We start from the raw sequence: 14,456 nt of genomic DNA on the forward strand, positions 1-14,456 counted from the left end.
CTTAGGCGCGGGAGGACATGAGGTCGACGAACCGGTCGAACAGGTAGTCCGAGTCGTGGGGTCCCGCGGCGGCCTCGGGATGGAATTGGACGGAGAAGGCGGGGATGTCGAGGCACTGGAGTCCCTCGACGACATCGTCGTTGAGGCACACGTGCGAGACGACGACACGGCCGAAGTCGGGATCGGCAGGCGCAGTGGTCTCCCCCTCGAGGGGGGCGTCGACGGCGAAGCCGTGGTTCTGCGCGGTGATCTCGACCTTGTCCGTCGTCCGGTCGATGACGGGGACGTTGATGCCGCGGTGGCCGAAGGGCAGCTTGAACGTGCCGAAGCCGAGTGCCCGGCCGAGCAGCTGGTTGCCGAAGCAGATGCCGAAGAAGGGGATCCGAGCCCCCAGCACCTCGCGCAGCAGCGCGACCTGCTCGTCGGCGGTCGCGGGGTCGCCGGGTCCGTTGGAGAAGAAGACGCCGTCGACGCCGAGGGCGCGGATCTCCTCGAACGTCACCGAGGCGGGCACGACGTGGACGTCGATGCCGCGCTCTGCCAGGCGCTGCGGGGTCATCGCCTTGATGCCGAGGTCGACGGCGGCGACGGAGAACTTCGCCTCCCCCACGGCGGGCACGAGTTCGGGCTCGCTCACGCTCACCTCGTCGGCGAGCTGGGAACCGGCCATCGGCGGAGTCGCGAGCACGGTCTCGAGCATCGTCCCTGGGTCCGCCTCGGCGGCGGGACCGGAGAAGATGCCCATGCGCATCGCGCCCTTGTCGCGCAGATGCCGGGTGAGCGCACGGGTGTCGACGTCCTTGATCCCCACGACCCCCGCCTCGGCGAGGTGGGTCTCGAGGTCGCCCTCGGAGCGCCAGTTCGACGAGATCCGGGAGGCGTCGCGGACGACGTAGCCGGACACCCAGATCTGCCGGGACTCGTCATCGGCTGCGTTGATGCCGGTGTTGCCGATGTGCGGAGCCGTCTGGATGACGATCTGCCGGTGGTAGGAGGGGTCGGTCAGGGTCTCCTGGTAGCCGGACATCGCGGTGACGAAGACGGCTTCGCCGACGGTCTCCCCGACGGCTCCGTAGGCGGACCCGGTGAACGTGCGGCCGTCTTCGAGCACGAGGACGGCGGGAGTGGTGGACAGTCTCATGGTGCCTCTACGATCATCTCTCTGATGCGGTTGACGGTGGGCGCGGTGTCGGCGGAGTAGCGGGCGCGGAAGCCGGTGTCGACGAGCGTCTCGCCGAGCCTCCACGTGATGCGCACAATGCCGCCGCGTTCGACGAATTTGCCGATCATCCCCGAGGTGGTGTCGACGGAGACGATGTCGGCGCGCGGGATGAGGAAGTCCTCACGACCGGCGAGGTCGAGGATCACTCCCCCGTCGGTGACGACGAGCTCACCGCTGGTGCGGATGCCGAGCCCGTGGATGGCGACCCGCTCGAGCGGGTGTCCCGCGTGCGTGGTCGAGACGTACGAGCCCTCGACGGGATCGGCGATCGGGGTGATGCCGAGGTGGGGCTTGGCGGGCGCGGTGAGCGCCTCCTGACTGCGCTTGCGCCGCGTCCACCCCCATGTGAGGGCGAGGAGGATGAGGAGGAAGATGCCTGCGATGATGAGGACGCTCACGCTTCGGTCCATGATGCTCCTCCCGGGTGGGGTGTGCTCAGCGCACCGTCGGCGAGCACGCGGTGGCCGTAGAAGAAGGTGTCGGTGACCTTCGTGTTCACCTCGACCCCGGCGAAGGGGTTGTTCCGGCCCTTCGTCGCATGCTCGGCCGGGGTGATCGTGTGCGGTGCGGCGGGGTCGATGAGGACGATGTTCGCGCTCGCCCCGGTCTCGAGGCTGCCGTGGCCGGTGGCGCCGGTGATCCTCGCCGGTGCCTGCGAAATCACACGGGCGACGTCGCCGAAGTCGAAGTCGTAGTCCTTCATCGCTTCGACGACGACGGCCAGCGCCGTCTCCATCCCGACCATGCCCATGGCCGCCGCGGACCATTCGCTGCATTTGTGCTCGGCGGTGTGCGGGGCGTGGTCGGTGCCGACGACGTCGATCGTCCCATCGGCCAGGGCCTCGCGCAGGGCCTGGACGTCGCGGTCGGTGCGCAGCGGCGGGTTGACCTTGTAGACGGGGTCGAAGGTGCGCACGAGTTCGTCGGTGAGCATGAGGTGGTGAGGGGTGACCTCGGCGGTGACCCGGACCCCGCGCGACTTCGCCCAGCGGATGATGTCGACGCTGCCGGCCGTGGACACGTGGCAGACGTGGAGGCGGGAGCCGACATGTTCGGTGAGGAGGACGTCGCGGGCGATGATCGACTCCTCGGCGACCGCGGGCCAGCCGGGCAGGCCGAGTTCGGCGGAGACGACGCCCTCGTTCATCTGCGCACCCTCGGTGAGCCGGGGCTCCTGGGCGTGCTGGGCGATGACGCCGTCGAAGGTCTTGACGTATTCGAGGGCGCGGCGCATGAGGAGGGGGTCGGAGACGCAGATGCCGTCGTCGGAGAACATCCGCACCCTGGCCTCGGAGCGGGCCATGGCGCCGAGCTCGGCGAGCTGACGGCCCTCCAGCCCGATCGTCACGGCGCCGACGGGCACGACCTCGGTAAAACCGGCGGTCCGGCCCAGCCGGTGGACCTGCTCGACGACGCCGGCGGTGTCGGCGACCGGCGCGGTGTTCGCCATCGCGTGCACGCACGTGAACCCGCCGGCTGCGGCCGACCGGGAGCCGGTGAGGACGGTCTCCGCGTCCTCCTTGCCGGGCTCGCGCAGGTGCGTGTGCATGTCGACGAACCCGGGCAGGGCGATGAGCCCGGTGGCGTCGACGACCTCGTGGTCGTCTCCGAGCAGTTCGGGGTCGACGATCGTGCCCTCGGAGATCGCGATGTCGGCGATTCCGCGGCCGAGGACGTCGGCGCCGGAGATGAGATAGTCAGTCAATGGTCTCCTCCTGACCGGTCAGCAGGCGGTGGAGGACCGCCATGCGCACGCTCACCCCGTTCTCGACCTGGTCGAGGATGAGGGCGCGGGGCGAGTCCGCGGCGGCCGCCGAGATCTCGAACCCGCGGTTCATCGGGCCGGGGTGCATGATGAAGGTGTCGCCGAGGCGCTGCAGTCGCGCTTCGCTCAGGCCCCACAGCCGCGCGTACTCGCGGGCGTTGGGGAAGAACGACTCGTGCATCCGCTCGTGCTGGACGCGGAGCATCATCACCGCGTCGAAGTCGACCGCGCCGATGGCGGAGTCGAGGTCGTAGTGGATCGTCACCGGCCACGTCTCGGCACCCCACGGGAGCAGGGTCGGCGGGGCGACGAGGTGGACGTCGGCGCCGAGGCGGTCGAGGAGGTGGACGTTCGACCGTGCCACCCGGGAGTGGAGGATGTCGCCGACGATGGCGACGCTCGCACCGTCGAGGCCCTTCCCGCGGGGACCCTCGGCGACCGCGCCCGAGGCGGGGACTCCGGCGAGTGCCCGACGGAGGGTGAAGGCGTCGAGGAGGGCCTGGGTGGGGTGTTCGCGGGTGCCGTCCCCGGCATTGACGACGGGGACGTCGATCCAGCCGGTGTCGGCGAGACGCTGCGCGGTTCCGGCAGCCGAGTGGCGGACGACGATCGCATCCGCACCCATCGCGGAGATCGTCTGCACGGTGTCCTGGAGGCTCTCGCCCTTCGAGACCGATGAGCCCTTCGCGGAGAAGTTGAGCACATCGGCCGACAGACGCTTCGCGGCGGCTTCGAAGGAGAGCCGCGTGCGGGTGGAATCCTCGAAGAAGAGGTTGACGACGGTGCGCCCCCGCAGCACGGGCAGCTTCTTCACCTCGCGGGCGCTGAGCTGGGTCATCTCCTCGGCGATGTCGAGGAGACCGATCGCGTCGGCGCGGGAGAGCGAGGAGGTGTCGAGGAGGTGCTTCATCCGCGGCCTCCCGAGATCGTCACTGCGTCCTCGCCGTCGACCTCGGTCAGCGAGACATTCACCCTCTCGCTCGAGGAGGTCGGGAGGTTCTTGCCGACGTGGTCGGCGCGGATCGGCAGGTCGCGGTGGCCCCGGTCGACGAGGACGGCGAGCCGGACCCGTGCGGGCCGGCCGAGGTCGGAGAGTGCGTCGAGGGCGGCCCGGATCGTCCGCCCGGAGAAGAGCACATCGTCGACGAGGACGACGGTGCGTCCGTCGATGCCCGCATCGGGGATGCGGGTGGGCTCCGGGGCGCGGTAGGCGCCCGAACGGAGGTCGTCGCGGTACATCGTGATGTCGAGGCTGCCGACGAGCCGATCCGCGGACTCCGGTCTTCCCGAGATGTCGGCGATGAGTCCGCCGAGGCGGTTCGCCAGGGGCACTCCCCGTCGGGGGATGCCGAGGAGGACGAGGTCGTCCGTGCCCTTGTTCGATTCGATGATCTCGTGGGCGATGCGGGTCGTCGCCCTGCGCACATCGGCGCCGTCGAGCACTGTTCGCTCTGTCATGTCTGCCCTTCTCCGCCTCTCGGGACGGTGGTTAAAGGAGCGTGTCCAGCCCAAGTCTAACCGCTGACCCGGGTGGGGTGATCCGCTGGGTCCGGAGTCCGGACCCAGGGACCTAGGTGAGCGTCGGTTTGACGTCGAGGATGCGCGAGAGCAGCCCCGAGACGAAGCCGGGCGAGTCGTCCGTGGAGAACTGACGGGCCAGGGAGACGGCCTCGTCGATCGCCGCGGCGTCGGGGATGTCGTCGTTGAAGAGGATCTCCCACGTGCCGATCTCGAGCAGGGCCCGGTCGACGGCGGGCATGCGATCGATCGTCCACCCCTGCGCATAGGTGGAGATGATCTCGTCGATCTCCTCCCGGCGTGCCTTGACGCCGTCGACGATCTCGACGGCGTAGGGCTTCATCGGATAGGCGGGGTCGTTCGAGCGCATGGCCACGACCTCGTCGATGTCGAGTCCCCGCTGCCCGGCTTCGAACAGGAGTTCGAGGGCCCGGCGGCGGGCCCGGCTGCGTGCCGACACTTACTTGACGCGGCCGAGGTAGTCACCCGTGCGGGTGTCGACCTTGATCTTCGTGCCCTCTTCGAGGAAGAGGGGGACCTGGATCTCGTATCCGGTCTCGAGGGTGGCCGGCTTCGAGCCGCCGGTCGAGCGGTCGCCCTGGAGGCCGGGCTCGGTGTGGGAGATCGTCAGCTCGACGGAGGCGGGCAGTTCGACCGACAGCGGTGTCCCGTCGTGGAAGGAGACCTGCAGCTCCTGGTTCTCGAGCATGTAGTTCGCGGCGTCGCCGACGAGGCTCGAGGGGATGGTGACCTGGTCGTAGTCCTTCGCGTCCATGAAGACGTAGTCGGATCCGTCGTGGTAGAGGTACTGCATGTCGCGGCGGTCGACGTTGGCGGTCTCGACCTTGGTGCCGGCGTTGAACGTCTTGTCGATGATCTTGCCGGAGATGACGTGCTTGAGCTTCGTGCGGACGAAGGCCGGACCCTTGCCGGGCTTGACGTGCTGGAACTCCAGCACCTGCCACAGCTGGTTGTCGAGGTTGAGCACGAGACCGTTCTTGAGGTCGTTGGTTGTCGCCACTAATCCGTCCTTCTTCACATCATCGTCCCCGTCGACGAGGTCGCTACGGGTGAGGCAGTTTTGCCAATGAACGATTCTATCAAGCCCGCCCAGGGCTCGTGAAACCGCGAGCCGCGGGCGTGCGGGGCCTCACAGGGTCGGACCGAGGAGCTTCCGCGGGGACTCCTCCCCGATCTCCTGGTAGGCGGTGTGGAGGAGTGAGACGTCGGGGATCTCGACGGTGGCGGGCGCGCCGATCTCGGACAGGAGCACCATCCGCAGCATCGAGCCCCGGGTCTTCTTGTCCCGTCTCATCGTCTCGAGCAGCTGCGGCCAGACATCCGACCGGTAGCCGGTGGGCAGACCGAGCTTCGAGAGCAGCTCGCGGTGTTCGTCGACGACCTCGGCGGGCAGGTTCCTCACCATGGCCGCGACCTCGGCGGCGAAGACCATGCCCACGGACACGGCCGCCCCGTGGCGCCACTGGTAGCGCTCCTTGTGCTCGATCGCGTGGGCGAGGGTGTGACCGTAGTTGAGGATCTCACGGCGGCCCGCCTCGGTGAAGTCGCCGGAGACGACTTCGGCCTTGACGGCGATCGCCCGTTCGATGAGCTCCCGGAGGACGGGTCCGTCGACGTCGCCGATCTCCTCGCGGGTGTGGTCGCGGATGAGGTCGAGGATGGCAGGGTCGGCGATGAAGCCTGCCTTGACCACCTCGGCGAGGCCGGTGAAGAGCTCGTTCTCCGGCAGGGTGCGCAGGGTGTCGAGGTCGGCGAGGACACCGGCGGGGGCGTGGAAGGCACCGACGAGGTTCTTGCCCTCGGCCGTGTTGATCCCGGTCTTGCCTCCCACGGCCGCGTCGACCATGCCGAGGACCGTGGTCGGGATGTGGATGACGCGGATGCCGCGCAGCCAGGTGGCGGCGACGAACCCGCCGAGGTCGCTCACCGCTCCCCCGCCGACGGTGACGATGGCATCGGTGCGGGTGAAGTCGGACTGTCCGAGGACCTGCCAGCAGAACGCGGCGACCTGGACGTGCTTGGCCTCCTCGGCGTCGGGGATCTCCGCAACGATCGCGTCGAGTCCGGCGGCGGCGAGGTCGTCGCGGACGGTCTCGCCCGTCGTGCGCAGAGCGCGGGGATGGATGACGAGGACCTTCTCCGCCTGCGGGCCGAGCAGTTCGGGCAGCTGCCCGAGGAGTCCGTGTCCGACGAGCACCGGGTACCGGCCTCCTGCGTCGACGTCGATGGTGGTCACGCTCATGGGTTCTCCTTCGTCTGTTGGTACTTCGCGTACTCCTCGGCGCGCTGCAGGCCGGTGAGGACGTCGACGATCCGGTTGACCACGGTCGACGGCGGCGAGTTCGAGGCCTGGACGCGGAAGGTCGCGACCTGTTCGTAGAGGGGTTCGCGCTCGCTCACGAGCGCGAGCCAGTTCTCGACAGCGGACCCCGACCCGCGCAGCAGCGGCCGGTGCGGGGCGTTGAGTCGGGGGGCGACGGTGTCGACGTCGATGTCGATGTGGACGACCTTGATCGCCGGGTGGAGCAGCTGCGCCCGGGTCCCGGAGTTGAGGATCGCTCCCCCGCCGAGCGAGACGATTCCGGGGCGGTCGAGGAGGCGGCGCAGCGCCTTGCGCACGACTTCGCGTTCGAGTCTTCGGAAGTGGTCCTCGCCGCGGGTGACGAAGATGTCGGCGATGACCCCGTGGCGGTCGACGATGTTCGCGTCGGTGTCGGTCAGCGGCAGCCCCAGACGGTCGGCGAGCAGGCGGCCGATCGTCGACTTCCCTGCGGCTGGGGGTCCGGTGAGCACGATGCGCGAGTGCGCGGCGGGGACCGGCTCCAGGGGTGGGACCGGTTTCGGAAGCGGATGCTCGTTCATCGCCCGATGCGCAGGTTCTCCGGAATGGCGGCGAGGTAGCCCTCCAGGTTCCGCTTCGTCTCGGCCACGGAGTCGCCGCCGAACTTCTCGACGACCGCCTCGGCGAGGACAAGGGCGACCATTGCCTCGGCGACGACGCCGGCGGCGGGGACGGCACAGACATCGGAGCGCTGGTGGTTGGCCTTCGCGGGCTCTCCCGTGGCGACGTCGACGGTCGACAGGGCGCGGGGCACCGTGGCGATGGGCTTCATCGCTGCCCGCACGCGCAGGGGCTCGCCGGTGGACATGCCGCCCTCCGTCCCGCCGGCGCGGTTGGAGGCGCGACGGTAGCCGGAGCCCGCGACGAGGATCTCGTCATGGGCGGCGGAGCCGGGGCGAGCGGCGGTGAGGAAGCCGTCGCCGACCTCGACGCCCTTGATCGCCTGGACGCCCATGAGGGCGCCGGCCAGACGCGAGTCGAGGCGGCGGTCCCAGTGGACGTGGGAGCCGAGTCCCGGCGGGAGGTCGTAGGCGAGGACTTCGACGACGCCGCCGAGGGTGTCCCCGGCCTTCTTCGCCGCGTCGATCTCGGCGACCATCCGGGTGGAGAGGGCGGGGTCGAAGCTGCGGACGGGATCCCCATCGAGGGCGTCGACATCGCTCGCCCGCGGCAGCGCACCGTCCCGGGAGTCCTCGACGCCGCCGATCGCCACGGTGTGGGAGACGAGCGTGATGCCGAGTTCGCCGAGGAACTTCGCGGCCACGGTGCCCAGCGCCACGCGCATCGCCGTCTCGCGGGCCGAGGCGCGTTCGAGGACGGGCCGGGCCTCGTCGAAGCCGTACTTCTGCATGCCGACGATGTCGGCGTGGCCGGGCCGGGGTCGGGTGAGCGGGGCGCTGCGGGCCTGACCCTCGAGCTCGGACTCGTCGATGGGGTCGGCGCTCATCACCGTCTCCCATTTCGGCCATTCGGTGTTGCCGACCTCGATCGCCACCGGGGAGCCGAGGGTCTTCGCATGGCGGACGCCGCCGAGGATGCGCACTTCGTCGGCCTCGAACTTCATGCGGGCGCCACGCCCGTAGCCGAGTCGGCGCCTGGCGAGATTGACGCGGATGTCGTCCCTGGTGATCGGGATGTGGGCGGGCAGCCCCTCAATGATCCCGATCAGTGCTTCGCCGTGGGATTCGCCTGCAGTCAGCCATCTCAACATTCCACCGATTCTATAGAACGAACCTCGCCGAGACCGACCCGACCCACAATCCGGTCAGCATCGCGGGACCGAACGCGATCGTCGTCTGGTGCAGGCTGCCCGCACGCGCGCCGGCGACGATCGCCCAGGCCCCTGCGACGAGCATTGTGACAACGAGGACGAGGGCGGGCGCCCACGGGGAGATGAGGGAGGAGACGCCGGCGACGACGACGGCGAGCTTGACGTCGCCGAGTCCCATCGTCGGGCGGTGCAGGGCACGCCCGAGCAGGTGGAGTCCGCCGAAGAGGAGGAGCCCGCACACGGCTCCGACGAGCCCGAACCACCAGCTCGTCGAGCTGCCGAGACCGATGCCGAGGCCGCAGGCGAGGACGAAGAGCCCGATGAGCGGGTACATGATCCGGTCGGGGAGGCGCCGGACGACGAGGTCGGCGACGACGAGGACCGGGGTGGCACCGGCGGTGGTCCCGAGGACGAGGGCCATGAGCACGAGGTCGAGCGTGCTCAGGGAGGGCGGGACGAACTCGGTGCCGCTGCCGGGAGCGATCGCCGTCCAGTCGGGACCCACCGGGACGAGGAACGCGGCGAGTCCGGCGATGACGATGCCGGCGAGGACGAGGAGGACCGGACGGAAGGCGCGCGAGCCGGTGACCGTCTCGGCGTCGGCGGTGTCGGCGAGCCAGCGGGCGGGAGTGCCGACGAGGAGGAGTCCGGTGCCCGCGGCGACGGCCGTGCTCAGGCCGAGCAGGACTGCGCTCTCGACCGTCACGGCTCAGTCCCGTTCGGGCAGGGCCGCGTGCATCGATGCGGCGATCGCCTCGATCTGAGCCGGGCTCGGTGGGGTGCCTGCGGCTGCGGTGAGGAAGAGCACGGCCTGGGCGACGGCCTGTTCGAGGAGCATCGCGGTGCCCGGCACGGCGGTGTACCCGTGGGCGGAGGCCCCGGTGAGGACGGCGGACTCGGCGGCGTAGGCGACGTCGAGGGCGACGCCGCTTCCCGGTTCCCACGTCAGGGTGGGGGCCGCCTCGGCGGGGAGGGTGGAGACGACGACGGCGGAGGACCGGATCGTCTCGAGACCGCCGATCTCGACGGCGAGCCCGAGGCGCGTGCCGAGCTCGGCTGCGGCGGCGGCACGGGAGGCGCTGCGGACGAGGAGGTCGACCTCGGTGATGCCGAGGCGCACGAGGGCGAGCAGCGCCGACCGCGCTGTGGCTCCGGCACCGAGGATCGTCGCCCGGGTCCCGGACCCGGGGCGCAGGCGGATCGCTCCGACGATGCCGTCGACGTCGGTGTTCGCCACGGTCGTCGCGTTCGGGAACCGCACGAGCGTGTTGGCCACGCCGGTCGCCTCGGCGGTCTCGTCGAGGTCCCAGCCGCGTTCGCGGGCGAGGGCGACGAGACGCTCCTTGAGCGGCATCGTCAGGGAGAAGCCCGTCTCCGCCGGATGGGCGTCGAGGAAGGCGGCGAGGTCTTCGTCTCCGACCTCGGCGCGACCGTACTCACTGTCCTCGAGTCCGAGAGCCGCGAACGCCGCACGGTGGAGGACCGGGGAGAGCGAATGGGCGATCGGACGCCCGAGCACGGCGGCGCGGACGACCGGGCTCACCCGTCCTGCTCCCGCAGCCATGCCCGGTACTCCTCGACGTTCTTCTGGTGCTCGGCGTAGGTGTCGGCGAACTTCGTCTCACCGGTGTCCGGATTCGTCGCGACGAAGAACTGCCAGCTGCCGTCCGCCGGGTTGAGTGCGGCGTCGACGGCCCCGGCGCTCGGCGAGTTGATCGGTCCGGGCGGCAGGCCCTTCCGCTTGTACGTGTTGTACGGGCTGTCGGAGTTCCGCTCCTCCTTCGTCGTCGTCAGGTCCGCGCGGGCGCCGTGGATGTAGGCGACCGTGGCATCGGACTGAAGGAGCTGACCGGTCTTCGAGTCCTCCGAGATGCGGTTGAGGAAGACCCGGGCGACCTTCTTCCGTGTCTCCTCGTCCCCCGGGGATTCGATCTCGACGAGGCTGGCGAGGGTGAGGATGCGGTTGGCGTCCTTGTTCTCGATGCCCGCGGTCTCGAGCTCGAGCTTCGTCTTCGCGACCATCTCGGAGACGATGTCCTCCGCCGTCTTCGCCTTGTCGAGGTCGTAGGTCGCGGGATAGAGGTAGCCCTCCAAGCTGGGCGCGTCGACGTCGAGGCCGTAGTCCTTCGGAGTCCTGTCGTCGATCGCCTTGTCGACCTCTTCGGCCTTCATCCCCGATTCGATCATCGTCGCTTTGATCTGGTCGATCTTGCGTCCTTCGGCGATCGTGAGCTTCGGGGGTTTGATCGGGTTGATGAACGCGTCGACGGCGGCCTTCGAACTCATCTGCTCACGGAGGATGACCGGTCCCGCCTGGATCGTGAGATCGCGTCTCTCGACCTCCTCGAGGAAGGGCTTGGAGTCCTTGATGACGCCCTCCTCGACGAGCTGGTTGGCCACCGACCGCGCCGAGGCGCCGGGCGGAATCTCGAGCGTGACCTCGGTCGTGCCATTGCCCTCGTAGTCGCCGCCCCCGCCGAAGAGGTCGTCGACGACACCGCCGGCGGCGCGGAGGCCGAAGAAGCCGCCGAGGCCGAAGACGAGGACGCAGACGGCGACGATGACGGTGGTGCGACGTTTGCGCATCATCCGCCGGCGCTTCTTCGCTCGGATCTCGGCGCGTGAGAGCCCTTCGTCGTCCGAGAACTCACCGGGGAACGGGTTCATTGCTCACTCTCCTGTTCGGGCAGCTCCCGACCGGCGGGCCTGCCCGTGTTGCGTTCGGACTCGAGCGCGTTCTGCAGAATGATGACGGCCGCCTGTGCGTCGACGATCTCGCGGCGCTGCCGTGAGCTCTTGCCCGCAGCTGCGAGCGAGCTGTGCGCCTCGACGGTGGAGAAGCGCTCGTCGACGAGGCGGATCGGCACGTCGGTGTCGATCCGGCGGGCGAAGTCGAGGGCGGCGGCGGCCGCGGCGCGGGCGGAGCCGTCGAGGGACTTCGGGTCGCCGACGAGGATCTCGATGGGTTCGTACTCGGCGATGATCTCCCGCAGCTGCCGCAGTGCCGCCGGCTCGTCGGCCCGGCGGATGACGGCGAGCGGGGTCGCGAGGATCCCATCGGGATCGCACGCCGCGACCCCGATCCGCACCGATCCGATGTCGAGGCCGAGACGTCGGCCGCGCCGCAGTGTCACGTGAGGGCCGCCTTGACCGCGCTGATCGCGGCCGGGATCTGCGTGGTGTCGCTGCCGCCGCCCTGGGCGAGGTCGGGCTTGCCGCCTCCTCCGCCGCCGAGGGTGGAGCTCGCTGCCGACACGAGCTTGCCGGCCTGCGCTCCGGACTCGCGGGCGGCCTCGGTGGTGGCGATGACGACGACGGGCTTGCCGCCGCTCACGCCGATGCCGAGGACGACGGCGACCCGGTCGCTGACGCGGGCGCGCAGGTCGGTGACGATCGTGCGGACGTCCCCGCCGCTGGAGACCTCGCCGAGGTCGGCGACGACGAAGAGCGTGTTCCCGACGGTCTCGGCGGTCTCGAGGAACCGTCCGGCCTGGGCGAGCAGCTGCTGGGACCGGAGGCGGGAGATCTCCTTCTCCGCGTCCTTGAGCCTGACCATGAGCTCGGAGACCCGGTCGGTGACATCCGTGCCGGGCACCTTGAGCATCTCCGAGAGCGAGGACACGATCGTGCGTTCGGCAGCGAGTGAGCGGAACGCGTCCATCCCCACGGAGGCTTCGATGCGGCGCACTCCGGAGCCGACGGAGGCCTCGGAGAGGACGGAGATCGGACCGACCTGCGCGGAGGCGCCGACGTGGGTGCCGCCGCAGAGCTCGCGGGAGAACGGTCCGCCGATGTCGACGACACGGACGATGTTCGGATACTTCTCCCCGAAGAGGGCCATCGCGCCCGAGCGCTTCGCGTCCTCGAAGGGCATGTACTCGGTGCCGACCTCGTAGTTCGAGCGCACGGCGAGGTTGGCGACGTCCTCGATCTCGGCGCGCATCTGCGCGCTCGGTGCCTCCGGGTAGGAGTAGTCGAAGCGCATGTATCCGGGCTGGTTGAGCGAACCTGCCTGGACGGCGTGGGTGCCGAGGATCTCCCGCAGGGCCGCGTGGACGAGGTGGGTGGCCGTATGCGCCTGGGAACCCTGGAAGCGATGCTCGTGGTCGACCTCGGCGAGGACGTCGGCGCCGACGGGGATCTCGCCGTCGATGACCTCGATGCGGTGGGCGGCGAGGCCCTTGACCGGGTTCTGCACGTCGAGGACTTTGGCGGTGAAGCCGTCGCCCTTGATGAGGCCGACGTCGGCGCGCTGGCCACCGGATTCGGCGTAGAACGGGGTGAGGTCGAGGACGAGGTCGCCGGTCTGTCCGGTGGTGAGCACCTCGCGGGCCTCGCCGTCGACGACGATGCCGCGGATCCGGGAATCGGCCTCGAGGTCGTCATAGCCGACGAACTCGCTTCGGCCCTCCTCGAGCAGGGCGGAGTAGGCGGAGAGGTCGGTGTGTCCGCCGCCCTTCTTCGCCTTCGCATCGGCCTTCGCTCGGGTGCGCTGTTCGGCCATGAGCGCGCGGAATCCGGCCTCATCGACGTTGACGCCGTGTTCGGCGGCCATCTCGAGGGTGAGGTCGATGGGGAAGCCGTGGGTGTCGTGGAGGGCGAAGGCGACGTCGCCGGAGATCGTCTTGTCCGAGTCCTCGAGCTTCTCGTACGCGGTCTCGAAGAGCTGGGTGCCGGATTCGAGGGTCCGCAGGAAGGCCTTCTCCTCGGCGTAGGCGATGCGCGAGATCCGGTCGAAATCGGTCTCGAGCTCGGGGTACGAGTGCTTCATCGCGTTCATCGACACGGGCAGCAGCGAGGGCATGACCTCGGTGGTGACGCCGAGGAGGCGCATCGCGCGCACGGCACGGCGGATGAGGCGGCGGAGGATGTAGCCGCGTCCCTCGTTGCCGGGGCGCACGCCGTCGCCGATGATCATCAGGGCCGAGCGGACGTGGTCGGCAACGACGCGCATCTGCACGTCGGAGTGGTGGTCGGCGCCGTACTCACGGCCCGAGAGGCGACTCGCCTCGGCGATGACGGGGAAGACCTCGTCGATCTCGTACATGTTCTCGACGTCCTGGAGGAGGAAGGCGACGCGTTCGAGGCCCATGCCGGTGTCGATGTTCTTCGCGGGCAGCTCGCCGGCGATGTCGAAGTCGACCTTGGAGCGGACCTCGGAGAGTTCGAACTCCATGAAGACGAGGTTCCAGATCTCGATGTAGCGATCCTCATCGGCGATCGGTCCGCCCTCGGCGCCGTAGGCGGGACCGCGGTCGTAGTAGATCTCGGAGCAGTAGCCGCCGGGTCCGGGCTGACCGGTGTGCCAGAAGTTGTCCTCGTTGCCGCGCAGCTGGATCCGCTCACGCGGGATCGAGGTCTCCTCGAGCCAGAGGTCGATGGTCTCGAGGTCGTCCTCGTGGACGGTGGCCCAGAGCAGGTCGGGGTCGAAGCCGAGGCCGCCTTCCTCCGTCGGGGAGGTGAGCAGACCCCACGCGTAGCGGACGGCTTCGCGCTTGAAGTAGTCGCCGAAGGAGAAGTTGCCGTTCATCTGGAAGAACGTGCCGTGGCGGGTGGTCTTGCCCACCTCTTCGATGTCGGCGGTGCGCACGCACTTCTGGACGCTCGTGGCGCGGAGGAACGGCGCAGGCTCGCGACCGGTGAGGTACGGGATGAACTGGACCATGCCCGCGATGTTGAAGAGGATCGAGGGATCGGAGCTGATGACCGACGCCGAGGGCACGACCACGTGTCCGTTCGCCTCGAAGTAGTCGAGCCAGCGCTGTTTGATCTCTGCCGTCTTCATCCATGGCCTTTCAGATGGTGCGTCTGCGGTGGG

15 protein-coding genes are annotated in these 14,456 nt (G+C 69.5%); all 15 read right to left on the bottom strand.

The window, feature by feature from the left end; translation table 11 throughout:
* Position 1: 1 nt before the first annotated feature.
* The 15 genes from carA to alaS all read right to left on the bottom strand — a co-directional run bounded on the left by carA (position 2) and on the right by alaS (position 14,423).
* Entirely contained in the window at positions 2–1,141 is a 1,140-nt protein-coding gene (gene carA / locus ACQ1RG_RS13895) for a glutamine-hydrolyzing carbamoyl-phosphate synthase small subunit (RefSeq protein WP_009377157.1), read from the bottom strand.
* A complete protein-coding gene (locus ACQ1RG_RS13900; RefSeq protein WP_009377156.1) occupies positions 1,138–1,632 on the bottom strand; it encodes a hypothetical protein in 495 nt (164 codons plus the stop codon). The genes carA and ACQ1RG_RS13900 overlap by 4 nt, the downstream gene beginning before the upstream one ends.
* On the bottom strand, positions 1,617–2,927 hold the full coding sequence (locus ACQ1RG_RS13905) for a dihydroorotase (RefSeq protein ID WP_009377155.1): 1,311 nt from the start codon (positions 2,925–2,927) through the stop codon (positions 1,617–1,619). The genes ACQ1RG_RS13900 and ACQ1RG_RS13905 overlap by 16 nt, the downstream gene beginning before the upstream one ends.
* Positions 2,920–3,897: an aspartate carbamoyltransferase catalytic subunit gene (locus ACQ1RG_RS13910; protein ID WP_430600169.1), complete on the bottom strand. Its 978-nt coding sequence runs from the start codon at positions 3,895–3,897 to the stop codon at positions 2,920–2,922. The genes ACQ1RG_RS13905 and ACQ1RG_RS13910 overlap by 8 nt, the downstream gene beginning before the upstream one ends.
* Positions 3,894–4,445: a bifunctional pyr operon transcriptional regulator/uracil phosphoribosyltransferase PyrR gene (gene pyrR / locus ACQ1RG_RS13915; RefSeq protein ID WP_009377153.1), complete on the bottom strand. Its 552-nt coding sequence runs from the start codon at positions 4,443–4,445 to the stop codon at positions 3,894–3,896. Before pyrR ends, ACQ1RG_RS13910 begins: the two co-directional genes overlap by 4 nt.
* Before the next feature lie 112 nt (positions 4,446–4,557).
* Positions 4,558–4,965 carry a transcription antitermination factor NusB gene (gene nusB, locus ACQ1RG_RS13920; RefSeq protein WP_009377152.1) on the bottom strand — a complete coding sequence of 136 codons (408 nt, stop codon included), beginning with the start codon at positions 4,963–4,965 and terminating at the stop codon, positions 4,558–4,560.
* Entirely contained in the window at positions 4,966–5,526 is a 561-nt protein-coding gene (gene efp / locus ACQ1RG_RS13925) for an elongation factor P (protein WP_009377151.1), read from the bottom strand.
* 129 nt (positions 5,527–5,655) lie between these two features.
* The gene (gene aroB, locus ACQ1RG_RS13930) at positions 5,656–6,768 is read right to left on the bottom strand and encodes a 3-dehydroquinate synthase (protein ID WP_063250253.1); all 1,113 of its coding nucleotides are present in this window, start codon (positions 6,766–6,768) and stop codon (positions 5,656–5,658) included.
* Positions 6,765–7,388 (bottom strand): shikimate kinase, encoded by a 624-nt coding sequence (locus ACQ1RG_RS13935; protein ID WP_009377149.1) that lies wholly within the window; start codon positions 7,386–7,388, stop codon positions 6,765–6,767. Before ACQ1RG_RS13935 ends, aroB begins: the two co-directional genes overlap by 4 nt.
* Positions 7,385–8,578 carry a chorismate synthase gene (aroC, locus tag ACQ1RG_RS13940; protein WP_063250252.1) on the bottom strand — a complete coding sequence of 398 codons (1,194 nt, stop codon included), beginning with the start codon at positions 8,576–8,578 and terminating at the stop codon, positions 7,385–7,387. The genes ACQ1RG_RS13935 and aroC overlap by 4 nt, the downstream gene beginning before the upstream one ends.
* A 10-nt stretch (positions 8,579–8,588) precedes the next feature.
* Entirely contained in the window at positions 8,589–9,344 is a 756-nt protein-coding gene (locus ACQ1RG_RS13945; protein WP_144587538.1) for a prepilin peptidase, read from the bottom strand.
* Positions 9,345–9,347: 3 nt separating this feature from the next.
* The gene (locus tag ACQ1RG_RS13950) at positions 9,348–10,202 is read right to left on the bottom strand and encodes a shikimate dehydrogenase family protein (RefSeq protein ID WP_167560886.1); all 855 of its coding nucleotides are present in this window, start codon (positions 10,200–10,202) and stop codon (positions 9,348–9,350) included.
* Positions 10,178–11,305 (bottom strand): endolytic transglycosylase MltG, encoded by a 1,128-nt coding sequence (gene mltG / locus ACQ1RG_RS13955; RefSeq protein WP_009377145.1) that lies wholly within the window; start codon positions 11,303–11,305, stop codon positions 10,178–10,180. Before mltG ends, ACQ1RG_RS13950 begins: the two co-directional genes overlap by 25 nt.
* Positions 11,302–11,772 carry a Holliday junction resolvase RuvX gene (gene ruvX, locus ACQ1RG_RS13960; protein WP_009377144.1) on the bottom strand — a complete coding sequence of 157 codons (471 nt, stop codon included), beginning with the start codon at positions 11,770–11,772 and terminating at the stop codon, positions 11,302–11,304. Before ruvX ends, mltG begins: the two co-directional genes overlap by 4 nt.
* A complete protein-coding gene (gene alaS, locus ACQ1RG_RS13965) occupies positions 11,769–14,423 on the bottom strand; it encodes an alanine--tRNA ligase (RefSeq protein ID WP_009377143.1) in 2,655 nt (884 codons plus the stop codon). Before alaS ends, ruvX begins: the two co-directional genes overlap by 4 nt.
* Between the last annotated feature and the right edge of the window lie 33 nt (positions 14,424–14,456).

Source organism: Brevibacterium sp. K72 (assembly GCF_050562175.1).
Lineage (GTDB): Bacteria > Actinomycetota > Actinomycetes > Actinomycetales > Brevibacteriaceae > Brevibacterium > Brevibacterium casei.